At 59.7% G+C, this 21,081-nt stretch carries 18 protein-coding genes and 2 pseudogenes; 16 read left to right on the top strand and 4 right to left on the bottom strand.

The annotated features are described in order from the left end of the window. Window positions 1-104 precede the first annotated feature (104 nt). The 3 genes from G7020_RS14510 to G7020_RS14500 all read left to right on the top strand — a co-directional run bounded on the left by G7020_RS14510 (window position 105) and on the right by G7020_RS14500 (window position 2,783). Window positions 105-770 carry a fumarylacetoacetate hydrolase family protein gene (locus tag G7020_RS14510; RefSeq protein WP_181085635.1) on the top strand — a complete coding sequence of 222 codons (666 nt, stop codon included), beginning with the start codon at window positions 105-107 and terminating at the stop codon, window positions 768-770. 104 nt (window positions 771-874) lie between these two features. Then, window positions 875-1,801 (top strand): SdiA-regulated domain-containing protein, encoded by a 927-nt coding sequence (locus tag G7020_RS14505; RefSeq protein WP_181085633.1) that lies wholly within the window; start codon window positions 875-877, stop codon window positions 1,799-1,801. A 70-nt stretch (window positions 1,802-1,871) separates the two neighbouring features. Further along, window positions 1,872-2,783: an SdiA-regulated domain-containing protein gene (locus tag G7020_RS14500; protein WP_181085631.1), complete on the top strand. Its 912-nt coding sequence runs from the start codon at window positions 1,872-1,874 to the stop codon at window positions 2,781-2,783. Window positions 2,784-2,905: 122 nt separating this feature from the next. Here the strand turns inward: G7020_RS14500 and rpiA are convergent, their stop codons facing one another. Further along, window positions 2,906-3,577: a ribose-5-phosphate isomerase RpiA gene (gene rpiA / locus G7020_RS14495; protein WP_181085630.1), complete on the bottom strand. Its 672-nt coding sequence runs from the start codon at window positions 3,575-3,577 to the stop codon at window positions 2,906-2,908. A gap of 99 nt (window positions 3,578-3,676) precedes the next feature. Here rpiA and ilvA point away from each other — a divergent pair, with 99 nt between their 5' ends. Together ilvA and G7020_RS14485 are read left to right on the top strand one after the other, a co-directional pair. Next, on the top strand, window positions 3,677-5,263 hold the full coding sequence (gene ilvA / locus G7020_RS14490; protein WP_423835661.1) for a threonine ammonia-lyase, biosynthetic: 1,587 nt from the start codon (window positions 3,677-3,679) through the stop codon (window positions 5,261-5,263). A gap of 11 nt (window positions 5,264-5,274) precedes the next feature. Continuing rightward, window positions 5,275-5,715 carry a DUF2269 family protein gene (locus tag G7020_RS14485; protein ID WP_181085626.1) on the top strand — a complete coding sequence of 147 codons (441 nt, stop codon included), beginning with the start codon at window positions 5,275-5,277 and terminating at the stop codon, window positions 5,713-5,715. Window positions 5,716-5,790: 75 nt separating this feature from the next. Here the strand turns inward: G7020_RS14485 and G7020_RS14480 are convergent, their stop codons facing one another. Next, on the bottom strand, window positions 5,791-6,444 hold the full coding sequence (locus G7020_RS14480) for an HAD-IB family hydrolase (RefSeq protein WP_181085624.1): 654 nt from the start codon (window positions 6,442-6,444) through the stop codon (window positions 5,791-5,793). A 179-nt stretch (window positions 6,445-6,623) separates the two neighbouring features. Between G7020_RS14480 and G7020_RS14475 the strand changes: the two genes are divergently transcribed. Then, window positions 6,624-7,103, top strand: a complete 480-nt coding sequence (locus tag G7020_RS14475; RefSeq protein WP_181085622.1) for an RNA pyrophosphohydrolase — start codon at window positions 6,624-6,626, stop codon at window positions 7,101-7,103. Window positions 7,104-7,122: 19 nt separating this feature from the next. Next, window positions 7,123-9,396 carry a phosphoenolpyruvate--protein phosphotransferase gene (gene ptsP / locus G7020_RS14470; RefSeq protein ID WP_181085620.1) on the top strand — a complete coding sequence of 758 codons (2,274 nt, stop codon included), beginning with the start codon at window positions 7,123-7,125 and terminating at the stop codon, window positions 9,394-9,396. Between the two features lie 68 nt (window positions 9,397-9,464). Here the strand turns inward: ptsP and G7020_RS14465 are convergent, their stop codons facing one another. Then, the gene (locus G7020_RS14465; RefSeq protein ID WP_181085618.1) at window positions 9,465-10,220 is read right to left on the bottom strand and encodes an NRDE family protein; all 756 of its coding nucleotides are present in this window, start codon (window positions 10,218-10,220) and stop codon (window positions 9,465-9,467) included. A gap of 206 nt (window positions 10,221-10,426) precedes the next feature. Between G7020_RS14465 and G7020_RS14460 the strand changes: the two genes are divergently transcribed. The 8 genes and pseudogenes from G7020_RS14460 (at window position 10,427) to G7020_RS14425 (ending at window position 19,657) form a co-directional block, all read left to right on the top strand. Continuing rightward, a complete protein-coding gene (locus tag G7020_RS14460; protein ID WP_181085609.1) occupies window positions 10,427-11,209 on the top strand; it encodes a sulfite exporter TauE/SafE family protein in 783 nt (260 codons plus the stop codon). Between the two features lie 15 nt (window positions 11,210-11,224). Continuing rightward, window positions 11,225-12,019, top strand: a complete 795-nt coding sequence (lgt, locus tag G7020_RS14455; RefSeq protein ID WP_181085607.1) for a prolipoprotein diacylglyceryl transferase — start codon at window positions 11,225-11,227, stop codon at window positions 12,017-12,019. Next, a pseudogene (locus G7020_RS14450) lies at window positions 12,016-12,567 on the top strand (thymidylate synthase); the annotation flags it as partial. The gene lgt and the pseudogene G7020_RS14450, both read left to right, overlap by 4 nt. Window positions 12,568-12,761: 194 nt before the next feature. Then, window positions 12,762-13,913 (top strand): tyrosine-type recombinase/integrase, encoded by a 1,152-nt coding sequence (locus G7020_RS14445; RefSeq protein ID WP_181085605.1) that lies wholly within the window; start codon window positions 12,762-12,764, stop codon window positions 13,911-13,913. Then, window positions 13,910-16,258 carry a site-specific integrase gene (locus G7020_RS14440; protein ID WP_033897587.1) on the top strand — a complete coding sequence of 783 codons (2,349 nt, stop codon included), beginning with the start codon at window positions 13,910-13,912 and terminating at the stop codon, window positions 16,256-16,258. Before G7020_RS14445 ends, G7020_RS14440 begins: the two co-directional genes overlap by 4 nt. Then, entirely contained in the window at window positions 16,255-18,324 is a 2,070-nt protein-coding gene (locus G7020_RS14435) for a tyrosine-type recombinase/integrase (RefSeq protein ID WP_033897588.1), read from the top strand. The genes G7020_RS14440 and G7020_RS14435 overlap by 4 nt, the downstream gene beginning before the upstream one ends. Next, complete coding sequence (locus tag G7020_RS14430; protein ID WP_033897589.1) at window positions 18,321-18,827, top strand: hypothetical protein; 507 nt, start codon at window positions 18,321-18,323, stop codon at window positions 18,825-18,827. The genes G7020_RS14435 and G7020_RS14430 overlap by 4 nt, the downstream gene beginning before the upstream one ends. Next, window positions 18,824-19,657, top strand: a complete 834-nt coding sequence (locus tag G7020_RS14425; protein WP_033897590.1) for a thymidylate synthase — start codon at window positions 18,824-18,826, stop codon at window positions 19,655-19,657. Before G7020_RS14430 ends, G7020_RS14425 begins: the two co-directional genes overlap by 4 nt. A 223-nt stretch (window positions 19,658-19,880) precedes the next feature. On the opposite strand, the gene G7020_RS14420 is transcribed toward G7020_RS14425, so the two are convergent. Then, window positions 19,881-20,315: a MerR family transcriptional regulator gene (locus G7020_RS14420; protein ID WP_078470575.1), complete on the bottom strand. Its 435-nt coding sequence runs from the start codon at window positions 20,313-20,315 to the stop codon at window positions 19,881-19,883. Between the two features lie 93 nt (window positions 20,316-20,408). Here G7020_RS14420 and G7020_RS14415 point away from each other — a divergent pair. Further along, window positions 20,409-20,975, top strand: a pseudogene (locus G7020_RS14415) (arsenic resistance protein); the annotation flags it as partial. Window positions 20,976-21,081: the final 106 nt, after the last annotated feature.

The raw sequence follows: 21,081 nt of genomic DNA, 5'->3' as shown, positions 1-21,081 counted from the left end.
GGCTGGAGAGCTGGACGATAAGTCGCCATTTTCTCTCGGACTGCTGTTCGTCCAGCCTTCAGCTTTCCAGCGCTTTTCTCGGCTTTTGCGCGTAAGGAGTCCCCATGAACTACCAGCACCAGTACACCGACGGCACCCTGATCCACTACCCGCTGGGCAAGGTGGTCTGTATCGGTCGCAATTATGCCGAGCACGCGAAAGAACTGAACAACCCGGTGCCCACCGAGCCGCTGCTGTTCATCAAGCCTGGCAGCTGCACGGTGGCGCTGGAGGGCGGTTTCGGCATTCCTGTCGATCGTGGTGCCGTGCATTACGAAGCGGAAATCGCCGTGCTGATCGGCAAGCCGCTATCGCGCAAGCCCAACGAAGAAGAGATCCGCGATGCCATCTCCGGCTTCGCTCCGGCGCTGGACCTGACCCTGCGCGACGTGCAGGCGAAGCTGAAGGAAAAGGGCCATCCGTGGGAGATCGCCAAGAGCTTCGACGGTGCCTGCGTGCTCGCGCCCTTCGTGCCCGTCAGCGCGGTGGAAGAGCTGACCGATATCGGCATCCGCCTGACCGTCAACGGCGAAGTGCGCCAGGACGGCAACAGCAGCCAGATGCTCAACGCCATTGTGCCGCTGCTGCAACACATCGCCGGGCATTTCAGCCTGCAAGCGGGTGACGTGGTGTTGACCGGCACGCCGGCGGGTGTCGGGCCGCTGAATCAGGGCGACCAGTTGGCTCTGGAGCTGGTAGGGCTGTCGCGCTTCGAAAGCCACGTTCTATAAAGGCTGTGCTGGTCGACCGCGCTTCCGCGCCGTCGACCGGCTTTGTCGTTTTATTCTCGTATCCGCCCATGTTGTAATCGCGCCCCTTTCCGCGACTTGACCCCATGTCTGCCATCGCCCGACACGCTTCGCGCCTGCGCCTCGTTCTGTTTTCCCTGTTGTTTCTGATCATCGCGCTGGTGTTGCTGGCGGGTGTGCTGTTGCATTGGGACGAACAGCTCAGGCTTTACTGGCGTGAACAGGGGACCGATGCCGGGCAGCGGGCTGCCAGCATCTGGCTGCCCGATTACGAGCTGGTGCTGGAGACGACGCTGGCGGGCCTGGAAGAAGACGAAACCTCCGGCCTGACCTGGAATCCGCTGTCTGGCACGCTGTTTACCGTCACCGGGCAGAATCCGCAATTGGTCGAATTCACGCCGGGTGGCCTGGTGCTGCGCCGTATACGGCTGAACGGTTTTTCCGATCCGGAGGCGGTCGAGGCATTGGATGACGGGCGCCTGGCCATCGTCGATGAGCGCCGCAGGCTGGTGGCTGTGTTCCGCCTCGAACCCGGGGTGGACACGCTCGATCTGGACGATCTGGCCAGTTACGACCTGGGCTTCGCCGATGCCGGCAACAAGGGCTTCGAAGGCCTGGCCTGGGACCCGCATGGCCAGCGCCTGCTGCTGGCCAAGGAGCGTGATCCGCTGGGATTGTTCGCACTGCCGTTTCCCGGCGAGAACGGTGCCGCCGGAGCGCTCGAGGCGCTGCCACGGCAGCAGCCGTTGCCGGTGCGCGATATCTCCTCGGTGACCATCGATCCGCGAACCGGGCATACCCTGATGCTTTCCGACGAGTCGCGCCTGTTGGTCGAGCTTGACCTGCAGGGCAGGCCACGCAGCTTCATCAGCCTGTTCGGCGGACTCAATGGGTTGGTACAGGGCATCGACCAGGCCGAGGGCGTGGCGATGGATGCCAAGGGCAACATCTACGTCGTGGGTGAACCCAACCGCTTCTACGTGTTCAGTCGCCGACCGGCTTCGGCCCGCTGATCGCACGCCGTTCAGTTTCGCGTAAGCCGCTTGTGCTAGAACGCAGCTGGACTTTTCCAGGAGCGTTTCAATGAAGCCCGGATTCTTACGCTATTCACTGGCGGCGCTGGCGGTATGCCTGCTGTTGCTGGGTGTGCTGGCCGGCCAGCAATTTCGCCTGTTCGAGCGGGCCTGGTTCAACACGGTCGCCTGGCTCCAGCAGGACCAGCGCCGCGAGCGCTCCCTCTGGTTGCCGGATTACCGCGCCGAGATCCAGGCCAAGGTGGTGGAGGGGGTGGCCGATGATCTCTCCGCGCTGACTTTCGACCGTGAGCGGCGGGTACTGGTGAGCGTTACCAACCAGCCTCCGCAACTGGTGGAGCTGTCGCTGGACGGTGAATTGCTGCGCACTGTCGAGCTGCGTGGCTTCAGTGATCCGGAAGCTGTCGAGTACATCGCTCCGGGGCTGTTCGTGATCGCCGACGAGCGCGAGCAGCGGCTGGTCGAGGTGCGCCTCGATAATGACGCTCAGGTGTTCGATGCCGCCGGCGCGCCGCAACTGTCGCTGGGCATCGGCCTGAACGGCAACAAGGGCCTGGAGGGCCTGGCCTACGACCCGGTGAGCGAGACCCTGCTGGTGGCCAAGGAGCGTGATCCGGTGCGTATCTTTGCAATCCGCGGCTTCCCGCATCGGCAGCCGGGGGCGGCGCTGGACGTGCAACTGCTGGAGAGCGTCGAGCGCGATGCGCGGCTGTTTCTCCGCGATCTTTCCAGCCTCGACTTCGATGCCGCCAGCGGTCATCTGCTGGTGCTCTCCGACGAGTCCCGGCTGCTGCTGGAGCTGGACCGCGATGGTCGGCCGATCAGCTCGCTGTCGCTGCTGGCCGGCCATCACGGCCTGACGCGCAGCGTGCCCCAGGCCGAGGGCGTGACGCTGGACGACCGCGGTGTGCTCTACCTGATCAGCGAACCGAATCTGTTCTATCGGTTCGTGCCGCGCTGAGACGCTGCTGTAGCTTTTTTATAGGACGAACCATGCTCGCGAGGCTTCTATGCGCGGCATTCGCGAGCATGGCTCTCCTACGGATTACACACCGTCTCCAGTGCAGGGGTGGAGGTATCGGATCAGCGCTTGAGCGTCTGCACGCCGTCCTGGGTACCGAGCAGCAGGATATCCGCCGGGCGTGCGGCGAACAGGCCGTTGGTGACCACGCCGACGATGTTGTTGATCTGTGCTTCGACGTCGGGGGCGAAGCCGATCATCAGGTTGTGCACGTCGAGGATGACGTTGCCGTTGTCGGTCACCACGCCGTCGCGGTAGACCGGGTCGCCGCCCAGCTTGACCAGCTCGCGCGCCACATGGCTGCGGGCCATGGGGATGACTTCCACCGGCAGCGGGAATTCGCCGAGGCGCTCGACCCGCTTGCTGCCGTCGGCGATGCAGATGAAGGTGCGTGCCACCGCCGCGACGATCTTCTCGCGGGTCAATGCCGCGCCGCCGCCCTTGATCAGCTCCAGGTGGTCGTTGGCTTCGTCGGCGCCGTCGACGTAGAACTCCAGCTCGGCGACCGAGTTCAGGTCGTAGACCGGAATGCCATGCCCCTTCAGGCGTTCGGCGGTGGCCTCCGAGCTGGCGACCGCGCCGTCGAAGAAGCCCTTGTGTTTCGCCAGCAGGTCGATGAAGAAGTTGGCGGTCGAGCCGGTGCCGACGCCGATGATGCTGCGATCGTTGAGCTGCGGGACGATGAGGTCGACGGCGGCCTGGGCAACGGCCTGCTTGAGTTGATCCTGGTTCATGGCGTTCTGGGGTCCGGGCGGAGAATCGAGAGGCGGAATTATAGCCGGGCCTTACCGGTGGGTCTTGTTCGCGAAGCTGTACCGGTGTGTTGCACGCCGATTGCCGGTGGTCGGCGGGTTTTCTGCGGAGTAGACTCGTGGGCTCCGCAAAAGCCCGCCAAGATAGCCAGAATGCTCGAACAGTACGTCAAGAAGATCCTCACCTCGCGCGTTTACGACGTGGCCGTGGAAACCCCGCTGCAGCCCGCCCGCCAGCTTTCCGAGCGGCTCGGCAACCAGATTCTGCTCAAGCGCGAGGATCTGCAGCCGGTGTTCTCCTTCAAGATTCGCGGCGCCTACAACAAACTGGCGCAGCTGACGGCCGAGGAGCTCGCCCGCGGCGTGGTCACCGCCTCGGCGGGCAACCATGCCCAGGGCCTGGCGCTGGCGGCGCGCGAACTGGGCATCAAGGCCACCATCGTCATGCCGCGCACCACGCCGGAGCTGAAGGTGCAGGGCGTGCGCGCCCGTGGCGGCAAGGTGGTGCTGCATGGCGACGCCTTCCCCGATGCGCTGGCGCATTCGCTGAAGCTGGTCGAGGAAAAGGGCTTCGTCTACATCCATCCCTACGACGATCCGGACGTGATCGCCGGGCAGGGCACCGTGGCGATGGAGATTCTCAGCCAGCACCAGGGGCCGCTGGATGCGATCTTCGTCCCGGTGGGCGGCGGCGGGTTGATCGCCGGCGTCGCGGCCTACATCAAGTACCTGCGCCCGGAAACCCGTGTGATCGGCGTCGAGCCGGACGACTCTAACTGCCTGCAGCAGGCCATGGCCGCTGGCGAGCGGGTGGTGCTGCCGCAGGTCGGGTTGTTCGCCGACGGCGTGGCGGTGGCGCAGATCGGCGCCCACTGCTTCGATATCTGCCGGCAGCATGTCGATGAAGTGATCACGGTCAGCACCGACGAGCTCTGCGCGGCGATCAAGGACATCTACGACGACACCCGTTCGATCACCGAGCCGGCGGGCGCGCTGGCCGTCGCCGGGATCAAGAAGTACGTCGAGCGCGATGGCGTCGCCAATCAGGTGCTGGTGGGCATCGACTCGGGCGCCAACATCAACTTCGACCGCCTGCGCCATGTCGCCGAGCGCTCCGAGCTGGGCGAGAAGCGCGAGGCAATCATTGCCGTGACCATTCCCGAGCAGCCGGGCAGCTTCAAGGCCTTCTGCGCGGCCATCGGCAAGCGCCAGATCACCGAATTCAACTACCGTTACCACCAGAACGGCGAGGCGCACATCTTCGTCGGCGTGCAGACGCACCCGGAAAACGATCCGCGCGAGGCGCTAGTCGAAGGGCTGCGCGACAAAGGGTTTCCCGTGCACGACCTCACCGAGAATGAACTGGCCAAGCTGCACATCCGTCATATGGTGGGTGGCCACGCAGCCGGTGTCAGCGACGAGATGGTGTTGCGCTTCGAATTCCCGGAACGTCCCGGCGCGCTGTTCAATTTCCTCAACAACTTGGGCGGGCGCTGGAATATCTCGATGTTCCACTACCGCAACCACGGCGCCGCCGATGGCCGGGTGGTGGCGGGTCTGCAGGTGCCGGAGACCGAGCGCGAACTGCTGGCGGCGGCGCTGGAAAAGATCGGCTATCGCTACTGGGACGAGACGGACAATCCGGCCTATCAGCTTTTTCTGGGCTGACGAGGGGACAGATGGAACATTACACGCTGCTGTACATCGGTCATGCCGCGCTGGCGATCCTGCTGCCGCTGGGGTTGATCGTGCACATGGTCATCCTCTGGAAGGCCTGGCGCCGCGCCGAGGCTGCCGTGCTGCAGCAGAAACTGAAACGGACCCGGCAGATTTCCCTGCCGCTGCTGGCAGTGCTGGCCCTGCTGCTGCCGGTCAGCGGCTGGTGGCTGGTGCACTTGGCCGGCTTCGCCCTGGGTCAGCTGTGGCTGCTGGCCAGCTCGCTGCTGTTCCTGGCGCTGGTGCCGCTGTTCCTGCTGCTCGGCGGTCGCCTGCGCGCCTGGCAGGGGCTGGGTGATGCGCCAGTGCCGGCCCGGTTGCCGCGCTTCGCGCTGGCCTACGCCGGGCTGATCCTGCTGATACTGGTCGCCATCATGGGCCTGATGGGCGCCAAGCCGGTCTGATCCGTAGGGTCGAATTCATTCGACCGCAGACAGGTACAAGGCCGAATAAATCCGGCCCTGCGACCCAATCGCCCGCTAGCGCAAAGACAGAATCTTCCAGCCACGCTGTTCGGCGATATCACGCAGGATCGGGTCCGGATCCACCGCCACCGGATGGCTGACCCGCTCCAGCAACGGCAGGTCGTTGCGCGAGTCGCTGTAGAAATAGCTGTCGTCCAGGCTCTGCCCGGTTTCTTCGAGCCAGCGTTCGATCCGTGTGACCTTGCCTTCCTGGAAGCAGGGGATGTCGGTCAGGCGACCGGTGTAGCGGTCATCGAGCATCTCGCATTCGGTGGCCAGCAGGGTGTCAACGCCCAGTCGCGCGGCGATCGGCCCGGTGATGAAACGGTTGGTGGCGGTGATGATCACCACGCGGTCGCCTGCCTCGTGATGCTGGCGCACCAGTGCCTCGCCTTTGGCCAGCACGATGGGCTCGATGAATTCGGCCATGAACTGTCGGTGCCATCCTTCCAGCTGCGCCATTTCGCTGCGTCCCAGCAACTCCTGGCAGAAGTTCTGGTACGCCAGTACGTCCAGTTCGCCAGCCAGATAGTCCTGGTAGAAGGCATCGTTGCGTGCCTTGTAGTCCGTGGCATCGACGAGGCCGTGGCGGCAGAGAAACTCACCCCAGGCGTGATCGCTGTCTCCGGCCAGCAGGGTGTTGTCGAGATCGAATAGAGCCAGGCGCACGTGGCGAACCCTCACGATGGAAAACGCGCAGCATAGCGGGAATCGCCCGGCCACGGCAGCCCGAGGAACAGCGGCGACGGCCTGCAGAGCCCGTTGCAGAGCAGGTGATTATCCTGCTTTCGGCTTCGCGCCTTTTTGTGGAACAATGCGGCGCACATGCGTCTGCGAGGTTGTATGCCGTGATCGACTCCGATGGTTTTCGCCCCAATGTCGGCATCATTCTGACCAATGATGTCGGGCAGGTGCTGTGGGCACGGCGGATCAATCAGGATGCCTGGCAATTTCCCCAGGGCGGCATCAATTCAGACGAGACGCCGGAAGAAGCGCTCTACCGCGAACTCAACGAAGAAGTCGGGCTGGAGCCGCAGGACGTGAAGATTCTGGCCTGTACGCGGGGCTGGTTGCGCTATCGTCTGCCGCAGCGCCTGGTGCGTACCCATAGCCAGCCGCTGTGCATCGGCCAGAAACAGAAGTGGTTTCTGCTGCGTCTGACTGGCGCCGACGAGCGAGTGCGCATGGATGTCACCGGCAAGCCCGAATTCGATGGCTGGCGCTGGGTCAGCTACTGGTATCCGCTGGGACAGGTCGTCACCTTCAAGCGCGAGGTCTATCGTCGCGCCCTAAAAGAACTTGCCCCGCGCCTGATGGCGCGGGACTGACGGGAGAAAGCCTCTGAGCATGCTCGGCACGCTGCGCAAGATTGTCCAGGAAGTAAACTCTGCCAAGGACCTCAAGGCAGCGTTGGGCATCATTGTGCTGAGGGTACGGGAGGCCATGGGCAGCCAGGTCTGCTCGGTCTATCTGCTCGATCCGGAATCGGATCGCTTCGTTCTGATGGCCACCGAAGGCCTGAACAAGAAAGCCATCGGCAAAGTCAGCATGGCCCCCAACGAGGGCCTGGTGGGCCTGGTGGGTTCGCGTGAAGAGCCGCTCAATCTCGAACACGCTTCCGAGCACCCGCGCTACCGTTACTTCGCCGAAACCGGTGAAGAGCGTTATGCCTCCTTCCTCGGTGCGCCGATCATCCACCATCGACGGGTGATGGGTGTACTGGTCATCCAGCAGAAAGAGCGCCGCCAGTTCGACGAGGGCGAAGAAGCCTTCCTGGTCACCATGAGCGCGCAACTGGCCGGGGTCATCGCGCATGCCGAGGCGACCGGCTCGATCCGTGGCCTCGGGCGCCAGGGCAAGGGCATCCAGGAAACCCGCTTCATCGGCATTCCCGGCGCGCCCGGCGCGGCTGTCGGCACGGCGGTGGTGGTTCTTCCACCCGCAGATCTGGATGTGGTGCCTGACAAGCACATCGACGACATCCCCGCTGAGCTGACGTTGTTCGAGGTGGCGCTTGAGGCCGTTCGGGCGGACATGCGCTCGCTGTCGGAGAAGCTTGCTTCACAGATGCGCAAGGAAGAACTGGCGCTGTTCGACGTCTACCTGATGATGCTCGACGACTCCGCTCTTGGGGGCGAAGTGGCCGCGGTGATTCGCACCGGACAATGGGCGCAGGGGGCCTTGCGCCAGGTGGTCGGCGACCATATCGCACGCTTCGAGATGATGGACGATGATTATCTGCGCGAGCGGGCTTCGGACATCAAGGACATTGGCCGGCGCCTGCTCGGCTATCTGCAGAAAGCGCACAAGCAGGCGCTGACCTATCCCGAGAAGACCATTCTGGTCAGTGAAGAGCTGTCCCCGGCGATGCTCGGCGAGGTGCCGGAAGGCCGTCTGGCGGGCATGGTCTCGGTATTGGGTTCGAGCAACTCCCACGTCGCCATCCTCGCCCGTGCCATGGGCATCCCGACGGTGATGGGGGCGGTGGACCTGCCGTACTCGAAGGTCGATGGCATCGAACTGATCGTCGATGGCACCCGTGGTGAAATCATTACCAACCCGGCCAAGGTGCTGCGCGAGCAATACCTGCAACTGGCCGAGCAGGAGCGCCAGCTGTCGGCCGGGCTGGATGTGCTGCGCGAATTGCCCTGCGAGACCATCGACGGCCATCGTATTCCGCTGTGGGTCAATACCGGACTGCTTGCCGATGTGGCGCGCGCCCAGGAGCGTGGCGCCGAGGGCGTGGGCCTGTACCGCACCGAAGTGCCCTTCATGATCAAGGAGCGTTTCCCCAGCGAGAAGGAGCAGATGGCGATCTATCGCGAACAGCTCCAGGCTTTCCATCCCTTGCCGGTGACCATGCGTACCCTGGATATCGGTGGCGACAAATCCCTGCCGTACTTTCCGATCAAGGAGGAAAACCCCTTCCTCGGCTGGCGTGGCATCCGGGTGACGCTCGACCATCCGGAAATCTTCCTGCTGCAGGTTCGCGCGATGCTCAAGGCCAGCGTCGGGCTGAACAATCTGCGCATCCTGTTGCCGATGATCTCCGGCACGCGCGAGCTGGAGGAATCACTGCACCTGATTCATCGCGCCTGGGGCGAAGTGCGCGATGAAGGCATGGATGTGCAGATGCCGCCGATCGGGGTCATGATCGAAGTGCCCGCGGCGGTCTACTTGACACGCGAACTGGCACGGCAGGTGGACTTCATCTCGGTCGGCTCCAATGACCTGACCCAGTATCTGTTGGCGGTGGACCGCAACAATCCACGGGTCGCCGACCTCTATGACTACTTGCATCCAGCCGTGCTCGAAGCGCTGCAGCGAATCGTCAAGGAAGCCCATGAAGAGGGCAGGCCGGTGAGCATCTGCGGCGAGATGGCCGGCGATCCTGCCGCTGCCGTGCTGCTGTTGGCGATGGGCTTCGACAGCCTGTCGATGAACGCCACCAACCTGCCCAGGGTGAAATGGCTGTTGCGCCAGATCAGCATGCAAACCGCGAAGGATCTGCTGACCAGGGTGATGAGCATCGACAGCCCCGAGGTCACCCATGCCACCGTGCAGCTGACGCTGCGCAATCTGGGTCTGAACAAGCTGACCAACCCTTCTGCGGCGGTTTGAGTCGGCGCCCTTCAGCGGGTTTTTCACGTTCGTAGGGCCGAATTTATTCGGCCCTACGGGTCAGGTTCTCAGCGATTCTCGGTGTGAACGAAATGGACTTCGCCCAGTCTGCCCTCAGGTCCGAAGCTGCGCTCACGTATCTCCAATGAACCATCGCTGCGGCGGATCAGCGCCGTGCTGGCGCGGGTGCCGTAGTTCGGGCTGGCGATGAATACGCTCGACAACAATGCTTCCAGCTCAGGGGTTACGCCGGTATTCGGCAACTGATGTGTGGCGGGCTTCCAGGTGTCGGCCAGCAGCTGCAGCAGGGCTTCGCTGTCAGGGTGCTCCAGGTGGCTGGCTAGCGCATGTTTTGCTCGCACCAGTTTTGGCCAGGGCGTATCCAGCGAAGCGTTGGACAGCCCGTAAATGCCCGGTTCGAGCCGGCGCGGTGTGCCTTCGTCGGAGTTCAGATGCCAGAGCGTCTGGGTGTCGCCTGCCAGCAGGTTGAAGCCGGCATAGTCCGAGCGCTGTGCTTGCAGTTCCGACAGATAGGCCTCGGGTGACAGTTGGTTGCGCAGGTAGCGCTCCGGCAACTCGCCACGCGAGCGAGGGCCGGAAGTCTGTCGGGAACGGCGGATGTTGGTCAGGGCGGCGAAGCGTCCGTCCAGCGTTACGCCCATCCAGGTGCCGCCTGCTTCCAGATCGCGTCCGGCGATCAGTTCGGGCATCTCTGCCCAGGGCGCCAGCGGCAGGCTGGGGCGCTCATGGAATTCGTCACGGTTGGCCGCGACCACCAGCGGTACGGCCTGCGCAGGCTGCCAGGCGAAAACGATCAGGCACATGAGGATCTCAGCTGGAAGCTCGAAGCGACAAGCTTGAAGCCAAGCGACCCGGTTCGGCAACCTCGGTAGGTCGGGTCACGCTTCACCGACCCGACGTGCGAAGGTGAAGCCGGAGGAGAGGCCTGACGGGAACCTGGCCCAGTCTCGTCCAGCTTCCAGCCCGCTTTTCAGCTACCATGCCGCTTTGTTTTTTCTGGGTGACTCCGATGGAGTTCGTGCTTTATCTGTTTCTTGGCGCGCTGGCCGGTTTGACGGCCGGCCTGTTTGGCGTCGGCGGCGGGATGGTGATCGTGCCGGTGCTGGTGTTCAGCTTTACCCTGCAAGGCTTCGCGCCGGAAATTCTGACGCATCTGGCCGTTGGCACTTCTCTGGCGACCATCGTCTTTACCTCGATCAATTCGGTCCTGGCGCATCAGCGCAGGGGCGCGGTGCGCTGGCCGCTGGTGTACTGGATGACCCTCGGTATCATCCTTGGCGCCGTACTGGGCAGCCTGACCGCCCATATGATCCAAGGCCCGGTTCTGCAGAAGATCATCGGTGTGTTCGCGATCCTCATGGCCATCCAGATGGGCTTCGAGCTTATGCCCAAGGCCAGTGGTGACGTGCCGGGCAAGCCGGCGTTGTCCCTGGCCGGCGTGGTGATCGGCTGGGCATCGGCGATCTTCGGCATCGGTGGCGGCTCGCTGACGGTGCCCTTTCTCAGCTGGCGCAGCGTACCGATACAGCAGGCGGTCGCCACCTCTGCCGCCTGCGGCCTGCCGATTGCCATCGCCGGAACGCTGAGCTTCATGGTGGTCGGCTGGCACAATGAGCAACTGCCGCAGTGGAGCTTCGGTTTCGTCTACCTGCCGGCGATAGTCGGTATTGCCGTCACCAGCATGTATTTCGCCCGGCATGGCGCCAATCTGGCGCATCGCCTGTCGCCGAAAGTGCTCAGGCGGCTGTTTGCGCTGCTGCTGCTGAGCGTTGGTATCAATTTCCTGATTTGAAGTGAGGAGCGCTGGATGCTGCCCTATCCGCAGATAGACCCCGTGGCCGTTTCCCTGGGGCCGTTGCAGATTCACTGGTACGGCCTGATGTACCTGATCGGCATCGGCGGCGCCTGGTGGCTGGCGTCGCGCCGGGTGCAGCGCTTCGCCCCGGAATGGAACAAGGACAAGCTCTCCGATCTGGTGTTCTGGGTGGCCATGGGGGTGATCGTCGGGGGTCGCCTGGGCTATGTGCTGTTCTACGACCTGGCCGCCTATCTCAACGACCCGAGCCTGATCCTGCAGGTATGGAAGGGTGGCATGTCCTTTCATGGCGGTCTGATCGGTGTGCTGCTGTGCACCTGGATCTTCGCCCGGCGCAACGGCAAGAGCTTCTTCGAGCTGATGGACTTCATCGCGCCCTTCGTGCCCATCGGCCTGGGCGCGGGGCGTATCGGCAACTTCATCAATGCCGAGCTGTGGGGCAAGGCCACCGACGTACCCTGGGCGATGGTCTTCCCCACCGACCCGCAGCAGCTGGCGCGGCATCCCTCGCAGCTCTACCAGTTCGCGCTGGAAGGCGTCGCGCTGTTCCTGATCCTCTGGTTCTATTCGCGCAAGCCAAGGCCGACCATGGCGGTGTCCGGGTTGTTCGCCGTGTGCTACGGGATTTTCCGCTTTATCGTCGAGTTCGTCCGCGTGCCGGATGCCCAGCTCGGCTATCTGGCTTTCGGCTGGCTGACCATGGGGCAGGTGCTGTGCATACCCATGATTCTGCTCGGTGCTGCATTCATGGTGTGGGGCTATAACAAGGGGGAGGCAAAGGCATGAAACAGTATCTCGACCTGATGCGCCATGTGCGCGAGAACGGCACCTTCAAGAGCGACCGCACCGGCACCGGCACCTACAGCGTGTTCGGCCATCAGATGCGCTTCGACCTGGCCGATGGCTTTCCGCTGGTAACCACCAAGAAGTGCCACCTCAAATCCATCATCCACGAGCTGCTGTGGTTCCTGCAGGGCGATACCAATGTGCGCTACCTGCAGGAAAACGGCGTGCGTATCTGGGACGAGTGGGCCGACGAAAATGGCGAGCTGGGGCCGGTCTACGGCTACCAGTGGCGCAACTGGCCGGCGCCCAATGGCGAGTCGGTGGACCAGATCGCCAAGCTGGTGGACATGATCAAAAGCAATCCGGACTCGCGCCGCCTGATCGTCTCGGCCTGGAACCCTGCGCTGGTCGACCAGATGGCCCTGCCGCCGTGCCACGCGCTGTTCCAGTTCTACGTCGCCGACGGCAGGCTCAGTTGCCAGCTCTACCAGCGCTCGGCGGACATCTTCCTATTATACCCCCTCGAAGAACCTGCACAGTACGCAATGGCTGCGTAGTAAGGCTTTACTTCCAAGCTCATTTATTGTGCCCCGGTACGAAATGCACATTGTGTATAGTACGGGCCGCTTTGAGGAGAACGGAAGCAGTGAAGGTCATCGCAGTTAGGGGCACCCCCCTAGATTTCAGAGAGTCCCCAACCAGGCGGGACGACCCATCTGAAGAATCCCCAATTCAGGAAGCCGTGAACGTCATAGGGACAGCCGTCTTTGATGATGATGAGCGCCTAATGCCTTTGATTTCGGGCTACCTATCCCACGCGCTCCGGGAAGCCGATATATCCCAGCAGACGGCCATCACCTATGGTCGCAACCTCGGGTACACCTGCGAGTACCTGATGAACCGCCGTGAGTTCCGTGATTGCGAGCGTGACTCAGCGTTCTTGGAAATCCGTACCCACGTGATCGAGGAGTACTTCGCTCACCTACTCGAGGCAGAAGGTCTTTCCAAGACGACGGTGCGCAACCGGGATTCGTCTTTGATGGCGTTTTTCAACGATTCTCTATGCCGGGGAGTGGACGACGTACCCGCGCCTCGTACCGCGCCTAACCCTTACACTGCCGGGTACCTATCTCCCCGTCCTAACAAGAACTTGGTGGTAGCCTGTTCCCTGAATAATCTCAGAGAGCTCATCCTGGCCACGCAGAGTGAGCGTGAGCGTTGCTTGCTCCAGTTCATGTACGACGCAGGCGTGCGCCGCTCAGAAGTCCCGCGAGTGACCCTCAAAGCCATCGATGATGCCCTTCAATTCCAGGACACGTTGTTCATCTCGCCTGGTGTCTCAGAACCGGTGAACGCGGACTACTGCCCGCTGCATATTGATGGAAGCAAAGGCCCTGCGGACTCCTTCAAACCCCGTCAGACGTTGGTCAGCCGCGCCACGCTGCTGCGCATCAAGAAGTACCATGCTTCGCCGCTGTACAAAATGACTAAGCGTCAATTCAAGGGGGCTGAGAACACCCCTGCTTTCCTGAATGCGGAGGGGGGTGAGTACACCCCTCGCTCGATCTCCAAGCTCTTGGAGCGCACATCCGAGCGAGCGCTGAACCTGCTGAAAATCGACAGGATGATCTCTCCCCACAAGTTGAGGCACGGGAACGCCTATGCCCTGTTGAGGACGCCAGACATTGGTAGTGATTACCTTGACCGGCTAGTGACCGTGCAAAAGACGCTGGGTCACTCGCGCCTCAGCACGTCGGAAACCTATACCCAGATCCCATACGACCTCTACCAGAAGCTCGTACGCCCCGGAACTGAAACCAAGACGAAAGCAGGCGAGATGGCCGAGCTTTCCCAACAGACGCGCCTGAAAATTGATGCGGGAGATATGAAATGAGTCGGCTGACTAGCGCTCAGGTAGATGCTGTCATTGAATCGTTTGTGGCCCGCGTCACTGATGATCGTGAATCGTTGCTTAGGGTATGCCTCAGTAGGGGGGAGGACTTGGCCGTAGCCCCTAACTACGTCATTGAACAGACCAACCTCAGCCCAATGGCGATCTCTAAGCGCACTTCATACTTTGAGCCGATCTTCGATGCGATGCGCTCCGAAGGCATCATTGTCCCAGGTCACTCGTCGAACGCTTGCGATTGGCGCCGTAGGTTGCTTGCTTGGTATGAAGGCATGCCTATGGAGGAGAAGTTGGCCATCCCGGTGTTTGGCAATAGCATCAAGGATCGAGGCTTCTTGAGCGAGATTCCTGAGTTATCAGGCTTCAATGGCGCGAGGACGAGATATGAACTCGTGAGGATGACATTCGAGGAGATCGTCGATGACCTCCGAAAGCTCGGCGTACTTGATTCCAGCTACCAAACTGTTGAGCAACGGGTTGCCTCGAAAACAGAGAGCAAACCCACTAAATCTTTGCGAGACGTCTTCAGCGCTTTGCGCTCAGTCCACATCCATCGCCTGTCTGACCTCGCAAGCCCGGAAGCGGAGCATCCCTTCCAGCACTTGCTGCACCTATTCAGCGCTTCATCAATGAAGAGCAGTAGTACGTCTGGTCAAAACAACTTCATCGAGGCTTTTAAATACTTCCGAGCCTATCTCATGGAGGCCAACTACACAGGCCAGGAGGATATCCGGGAGCTGGTAACGCCGTACTCCCTTCCTAAGCTCAGGGGATATCTCCAGGACAAGATCCTTGAGCGTTCACTGTCGACCAGCCACAGCAGTACCCTTATGAGCTCTGCTCGGAAAATGATGGCACGCGCTATCCAGATTGAGGGCCTGGGGCTGACCAGTTTCGTCGGTGCTGCAGGGTTTGATACTGAACGTGAGACTGACCAGTACAAGCCTTATCCCCAGGCTGTGCGAAACCGAATCTCGAAAGTCATTGAGCAAGAGATTGAGGAAACCAATCGCTTGGCCCAGCCTTACGTTCCAAGCCAGGTAGGGGAAAATCCGCTGAACCCTGACGGAAAAGTACGCCGAGGCTTTAACACTCTCGATAATGCGCGGTGGATTTTTGAGAACAAACTCGACTGCAAGCCCTTGAGCTTCGAATCCGTAGATAAAAACGACCCCTATCAACGGGCGTTTATGTCGATTATTTCGACTTCGTCAATTTCTATCTTCGAGGTTTATAAAAGCTGGGGCGTGCAGTATCAGATCGATGGTCGAGTCATTGCGCCATACATCGCTCGGCTTGCCCAGGTCACCGGCATGAACGCTGACTCTTTGCTTGGACTGGAGCTGGATGATTTCATTGAACGCCATGACTTAACCGATCGGCCTTGCTTGCTGTATTGGAAAGAGCGTTCTGAAGGCGCGAAGATGCTTCATCTCGATATTTTCCATGCGGAAATTTCTTGGCTGACGACGTCTCAAGGCCGTGTGGTCAAGAAAATCTTTGACGATGTGAAGCATCTGACCCGTGAGATCCGCTTGAATGCGCCTGTCGAGGCTCAGAACAAGCTCTTCATCTACCGTTCAAGCTCTCCCAGGAAATACGGTGTTGTAGATTCCTTTGAGAACTCTGGTGGCAACCAGCTCAATAAGACCCTGGATAAGTTCTCTCAGGATCACGGGCTGCTTGACGAAGATGGCAATCCTCTCAAACTATCACCGTCACGTTTCCGACCAAGTTTCGTGAGCGAGCTGATCGAGCGCGGCGTCTCTCCGCGTGAGATTCAGGTGCTCCTGGGACATAAGAGCCTCAGCACCACCATGGCCTATCTGGATCAGATGGATTTCAACCCCATGGCGCGCCGGATGCTGAACAAGGTTCTCCATGAAATGCAGCAAGACACGCTGGAGGAGGCCCCGAAGCTCATCCCGACCACGACTATCGAGTCCGCGCCTGAAGCTATGCCGCTGCGTTCTGGCCTGGCGACCTGCATGAACGTCTTTGATCCACCAGCATTCATCAAGGCTTTGGCAAGCTACGACCCCAGCAAGCCCTGCACGCTGTTTAACAAGTGCCTTTCATGCAGCAACAGCATCATCACGGTATCGCACCTGCCGGAGCTCTTCGCCATGCGGCGCGACTACCAAAGAATGATTGAGGTCAACCGGGTGCTCGATACGCCTTACGGAGCCGTCATCCTGGACAACCTTGATGTGCTGAACAACCTTCTAGATCCTGAGACATCGGACTTTTCCGTAGAAGAGTTGACCAAGGCTGAGCGCCTCTCTGAAAACCTGCAGGTCAGTATTTTGACCGAGGGGGTAACGCTGTGAACCATGCTCTGATCCCTGAACTCGCTGCGTACAAACAGTGGCGTACAGCTGCTCACACCCTGCTGCTTGAGTTGCGCAGAAACATCGCCGATCCGACTCCTGTGTCGCTGGAAGCACTCTCTTGGTACCAGGCGCTTATGGCGTTGCCTGTCAGTAAGACGTCCGTCTTGGGCGACGCCGTATGGGACTTCAATGACGATCATCCGAACGCAGCCAGGAACGTCCAAGGAGCCAAGCTACGGCTCAATTTTGAATCGTATCCATTGCTCAATCAGTCGGCGGTCTTGGAGGTCAAGGTGGCCCTGTATTGCTGGCTGAAGATGCCGGCGGCAACCCGATCGTTTGCCTCGCCAAGGAACATCAAGGCCAACACCGCCATTTCATGCATGAAGGCTGGATTGAGCTTCCTGGATACGATGTCGGGGCAGGCGCGTCAGCTGATGACGGATGAGTTCTTCGAGGTTGCACACCATGGTCTGACGTACTTTGACACGGGTATGTACCGGGAGGCAGCGCTCATTCATCCCTACGCCTTTGGCCCTGATCTCAAGAAGTTCTTTACCTTGGTCAGGTCGCCATTTTTCGAGGAGCAGATTTTCGAAGAGCCACTGCCGTACGTTCAGCTGGAGTCGCTGGCCTGGGCCAAGGTACTCAAGCACGTCCCTGATTCCGAGCGCACATACCGTATTCTGCCGAACGATGTGTTCGAGAAGGCTTCCCGCGAGGCGTCGTTCGCAGTCGTCGATTTCCTAAGCACTCTAGGGGAGCCTGTAGATGATCTGGTTGCCCTGACCCGCCAAAATGCCAGTGGCTATTCGTTGGCAAGGGCCCAGGAGCTGTCGCGGTATAACTTCGATCTCTACGTGGCTCTGCGGCTCCGCAGGAAAGGCTACGAGTCCGACGCGATGGCTGAAGCATTGGATGAGGTTCGACCTGAGTACCTGTCGCAAATCGGTCAGCATGATTTCAAGGCACCTGAAACCCTGGTCAAGCTCACCAGTGCGAGATTGGACGATGAGTTTCGTCGGTACATCAATTTCGTCTCGTACAGTGCCTGCTATCTTGTGGCGCAGTACACCGGCATGCGGCCTTCAGAGCTTTCAGAGATCCTGGTTGAGTCGTGCATGGAGGAGGAGAGCGATTACTGGTTGCTGATCAGCAACGTGATCAAACATCGCCAAGGCTTGGCCAAGCTGTTCGACGACAAATGGATCGCGATTCCGATCGTGCGTGACGCGATTCGTGCTGCTTGCTTCATCGCTAAGGTGAAGCAAAACCCTTACCTGTTCTCCAGTGTGGACACCGTCGATCAGGAGGCTGAACCGAACTCGATGTCCTCCGTCGGCATCACTCGCCAGTTCAGCACGTTTTTTGAGGAGATTCTGACGGACGAGGAGTTCGAGAGCCTGGAGTTCTCACCTTACACGTTGCGGCACACCCTGGCCTATCAGATGGCCAGGGCAGAGCTTGGTCTTCCGTTTATCTCTCACCAGCTGAAGCATTTCGGTGACCTCATCGGTAGTGCTGGCCAGAACAAGGCGTTCAGTGCGGTGACGCTTGGGTACGGAGCAATCGCTGAGATCTTGTCCAAGGGTGGGCGTTCTTCTAGTAAGGCGCCGACACAAATGGCGGAGGAGGAGTACATCCTGAGCTACTGCGATCCTGACGGTAACTACGCCGGCCCCAATGCAGAGAGCCACAAGGCGCGGATGAAGAAGGTGTTCAGCGGGTACATGGCGGCTGGCTACACCAAAGAGCAAATCATCGCCCAGATGGCCAAGAAGCGCATGGCGATCATCAATGTGGGACAAGGCTTCTGCTATGGCGGTCAGCGCGAGCTATTTGACGAGTCTCTTCCCTGCATCGGATCGCTGCGTTGCAATCCGAATCGGTGCAAAAACGCCGTTGTCACAAAGGCTCATGCCCCTAAATGGCGGGAGATCTATGTGCAGAACAGCTTGGCCTTGAGCTCTCCGAACTCAGCAGGCGCGGAGGAGGAATTGCGAGCGGCGATGGAGGAAGCCAAGGGTGTGTTGGAACATCTGGGTGAGGAGGTTGAGGTATGACAGTCCAGGCCTTTGATGCCAAGAATAAGCTCGACTACGACCGGAACACTGAGCTGCTGGCTCAGGGGCTTATGCAGATTGCCTCTGATCCGAAACTGAAGCCGACGATGGCGGAGCTGAGCCGCATCACAGGCATTCATCGCAACACTATCCGGCAACGTGACTTCCCGGCGCAGCGGCTTGAGGCGATCAAGGACAACCGTCGCATTGCAGTGCTTGCTCAGAGGGTCAAGGCTGAGAAGAAGCAGGATCCTAAGACGATTCTGATGCAACGCCTTGAAAAGAGTCGATTGGAAGTGCTTTATTGGTTCAATAGGTATCAGGAATCTGAGAACTCTTGTGCCACGTTCAAGAAGAGATTGGACACTGTCCGCGAGTCTAGGGACTATTTCAATCAGGTCGCAGATGAGCTGCGCCGGAAGATCAAAGAGCAAGATGCCGAAATTCTGAAATTACGTGACGCGCTGGATTTGGTCAGCGCGAACCTTGAGGAACCGAAATGAAGATGTACCACGATTTGCTGGCCGACGTGCTAGAGAATGGCGTCGAGAAAGGCGATCGCACCGGCACCGGCACGCTGAGTGTCTTTGGTCGCCAATTCCGCCACAACCTGGAGGATGGCTTCCCGCTCCTCACCACCAAGAAGCTGCATTTCAAGAGCATCATCAACGAGATGATCTGGTTCCTGAATGGTGACACGAATACCAAATGGCTGAAGGAGCATGGTGTCAGCATCTGGGATGAGTGGGCAACTGAAGACGGTGACCTCGGCCCGATCTACGGCAAGCAGTGGACGGCCTGGCCTACCCAGGACGGCAAGACCATCAATCAGATTGACTACGTCATCAACACGCTCAAGACGAACCCGAACAGCCGTCGCATCCTCTTCCACGGATGGAACGTCGAGTACCTTCCCGATGAGTCTGTGAGCCCTCAGGAGAATGCCCGGAACGGGAAGATGGCTTTGCCACCGTGCCATCTGCTCTATCAATTCTATGTGGCAAATAATAAGTTGTCCGCGCACTTATATATTCGGTCTAGTGACCTATTGCTTGGCAATCCCTACAATTTGGCTGGAGTTAGTTTTCTAACTCATATGCTCGCACAGCAGTGCGATTTGGGAGTTGGCGAAGTTGTAGTTACCATGGGTGATGCGCATATTTACTTGAACCATATTGAGCAAGTTAAGCTGCAACTGACTCGTGATCCGCGCCCTCTTCCAAAATTGGTGTTCAAGCGTAAGCCAGAGAGCATCTACGACTACAAATTTGAAGACTTTGAGGTTGTGGGCTATGACCCACATCCTCATATCCCCGCTCCTGTATCGATCTAACTGAGTCGATGCCTGGCTAGCCAATCTTGGTTGGCCAGGATGCGGGTGTCGAATGGCAAGTCTAGGCCTAGCCTCATCGTTTTAGACGTCTCTCCTGCAAGCGTCTGCCCAACACATCTTGCACCAGCCCGCTTGGTGTAGACGGACGCTCGAAACACCCTGTCGAGACTATCGCGCTATTCGGTTTCGATGGCAGCTTGCTCCCCCTATGCTCTTGACTCGTCTAGGAGCAGCAACCAGAGCGAGCCCCAGCAGCGGGTTCGAACAGTGACTCAACAATCGTACAGTCTGGAGTGTTCGAGCCTAGGCATGTTGACTCACACGTGCCTGCCATTGAGAGCAGCTCTATCCGGATCTGCTGGAGCTTAGCTACCTTAGATTCCACTTCTGCCAAGTGCTTCTTGACCACCGACAACGCATCAGCACACGGACGATCAGCATCTGCCGCGAGCGCAATGAGTTCGCGGATATCGTCGAGTGGAAAGCCCAGTTCACGATTCTGCCGGATGAAGATGAGTCGTGACCGATGCTTTTCGGTATAGATTCGATGCCCCCCTGTCGACCGTAGGGCCGGAGGGAGAAGGCCTATTTTCTCGTAGTAGCGAATCGTTTCAATGTGGCAACCCGTTGATTTCGACAGCGCTCCGATTCCTGACATCCAAACTCCCCAAGCATTTTCTTGAACCTGTAGTAGCTACAGATATTAACCTGCTCAATCGAAAAATGATTTCACGCGTTTTAAGGGCATTCCGTGGACAGAGAACAGCTAGAGAAGAACCAGATTCCCGTTTACTTCGTCGCGGTCATTGTCGCGGCTATCGGAGGCCTGCTCGCACCTGATGCCTCTCAAGCGTTAGGTGCGTTGGTGACACCAGCTATCGCTGTGCTGATGTACGCCATGTTTCTACAGATCCCATTCCTGGATCTCCGCGAAGGGCTTGCAAACAAGCGTTTCATGACCGCGCTGCTGACCGCCAATTTCGTCGCCATCCCCCTGTTGGTTTGGGCGTTGACGATGGGCCTAGCCGACCACCCGGCGATTTTGGTGGGCGCACTATTGGTCTTGCTGACGCCTTGTATCGATTATGTGGTGGTGTTTACCCATATCGGTAAGGGCGACTCCAAACTGACTCTGGCGGCAACGCCATTACTACTCTTGCTTCAGCTTGTGCTACTGCCCCTCTATCTAGCCTTCATGGTGGGTAATGACTCGGCGGTGGTTATATCGGTCGGCCCATTTGTTGAGGCCTTCGTAGTGCTGATCGCTTTACCCTTGGTCTTGGCAGTAGCAACAGCTGTGCGGATTCCACGGTCATCTGGCCACCCATTCCATGAGCATCTGACCACCGATTCCACGCTGATCCGGCCACCCATTCCACGCGCATCCGGCCACTGATTCCACGGCCATCCGGCCACTCAACCGG

This window comes from Stutzerimonas stutzeri (genome assembly GCF_013522825.1).
Classification (GTDB): Bacteria; Pseudomonadota; Gammaproteobacteria; order Pseudomonadales; family Pseudomonadaceae; genus Stutzerimonas; species Stutzerimonas stutzeri_AK.
The sequence above is the reverse complement of the archived record's forward strand: the minus strand, read 5'-3'. Positions and strand labels throughout refer to the sequence as shown.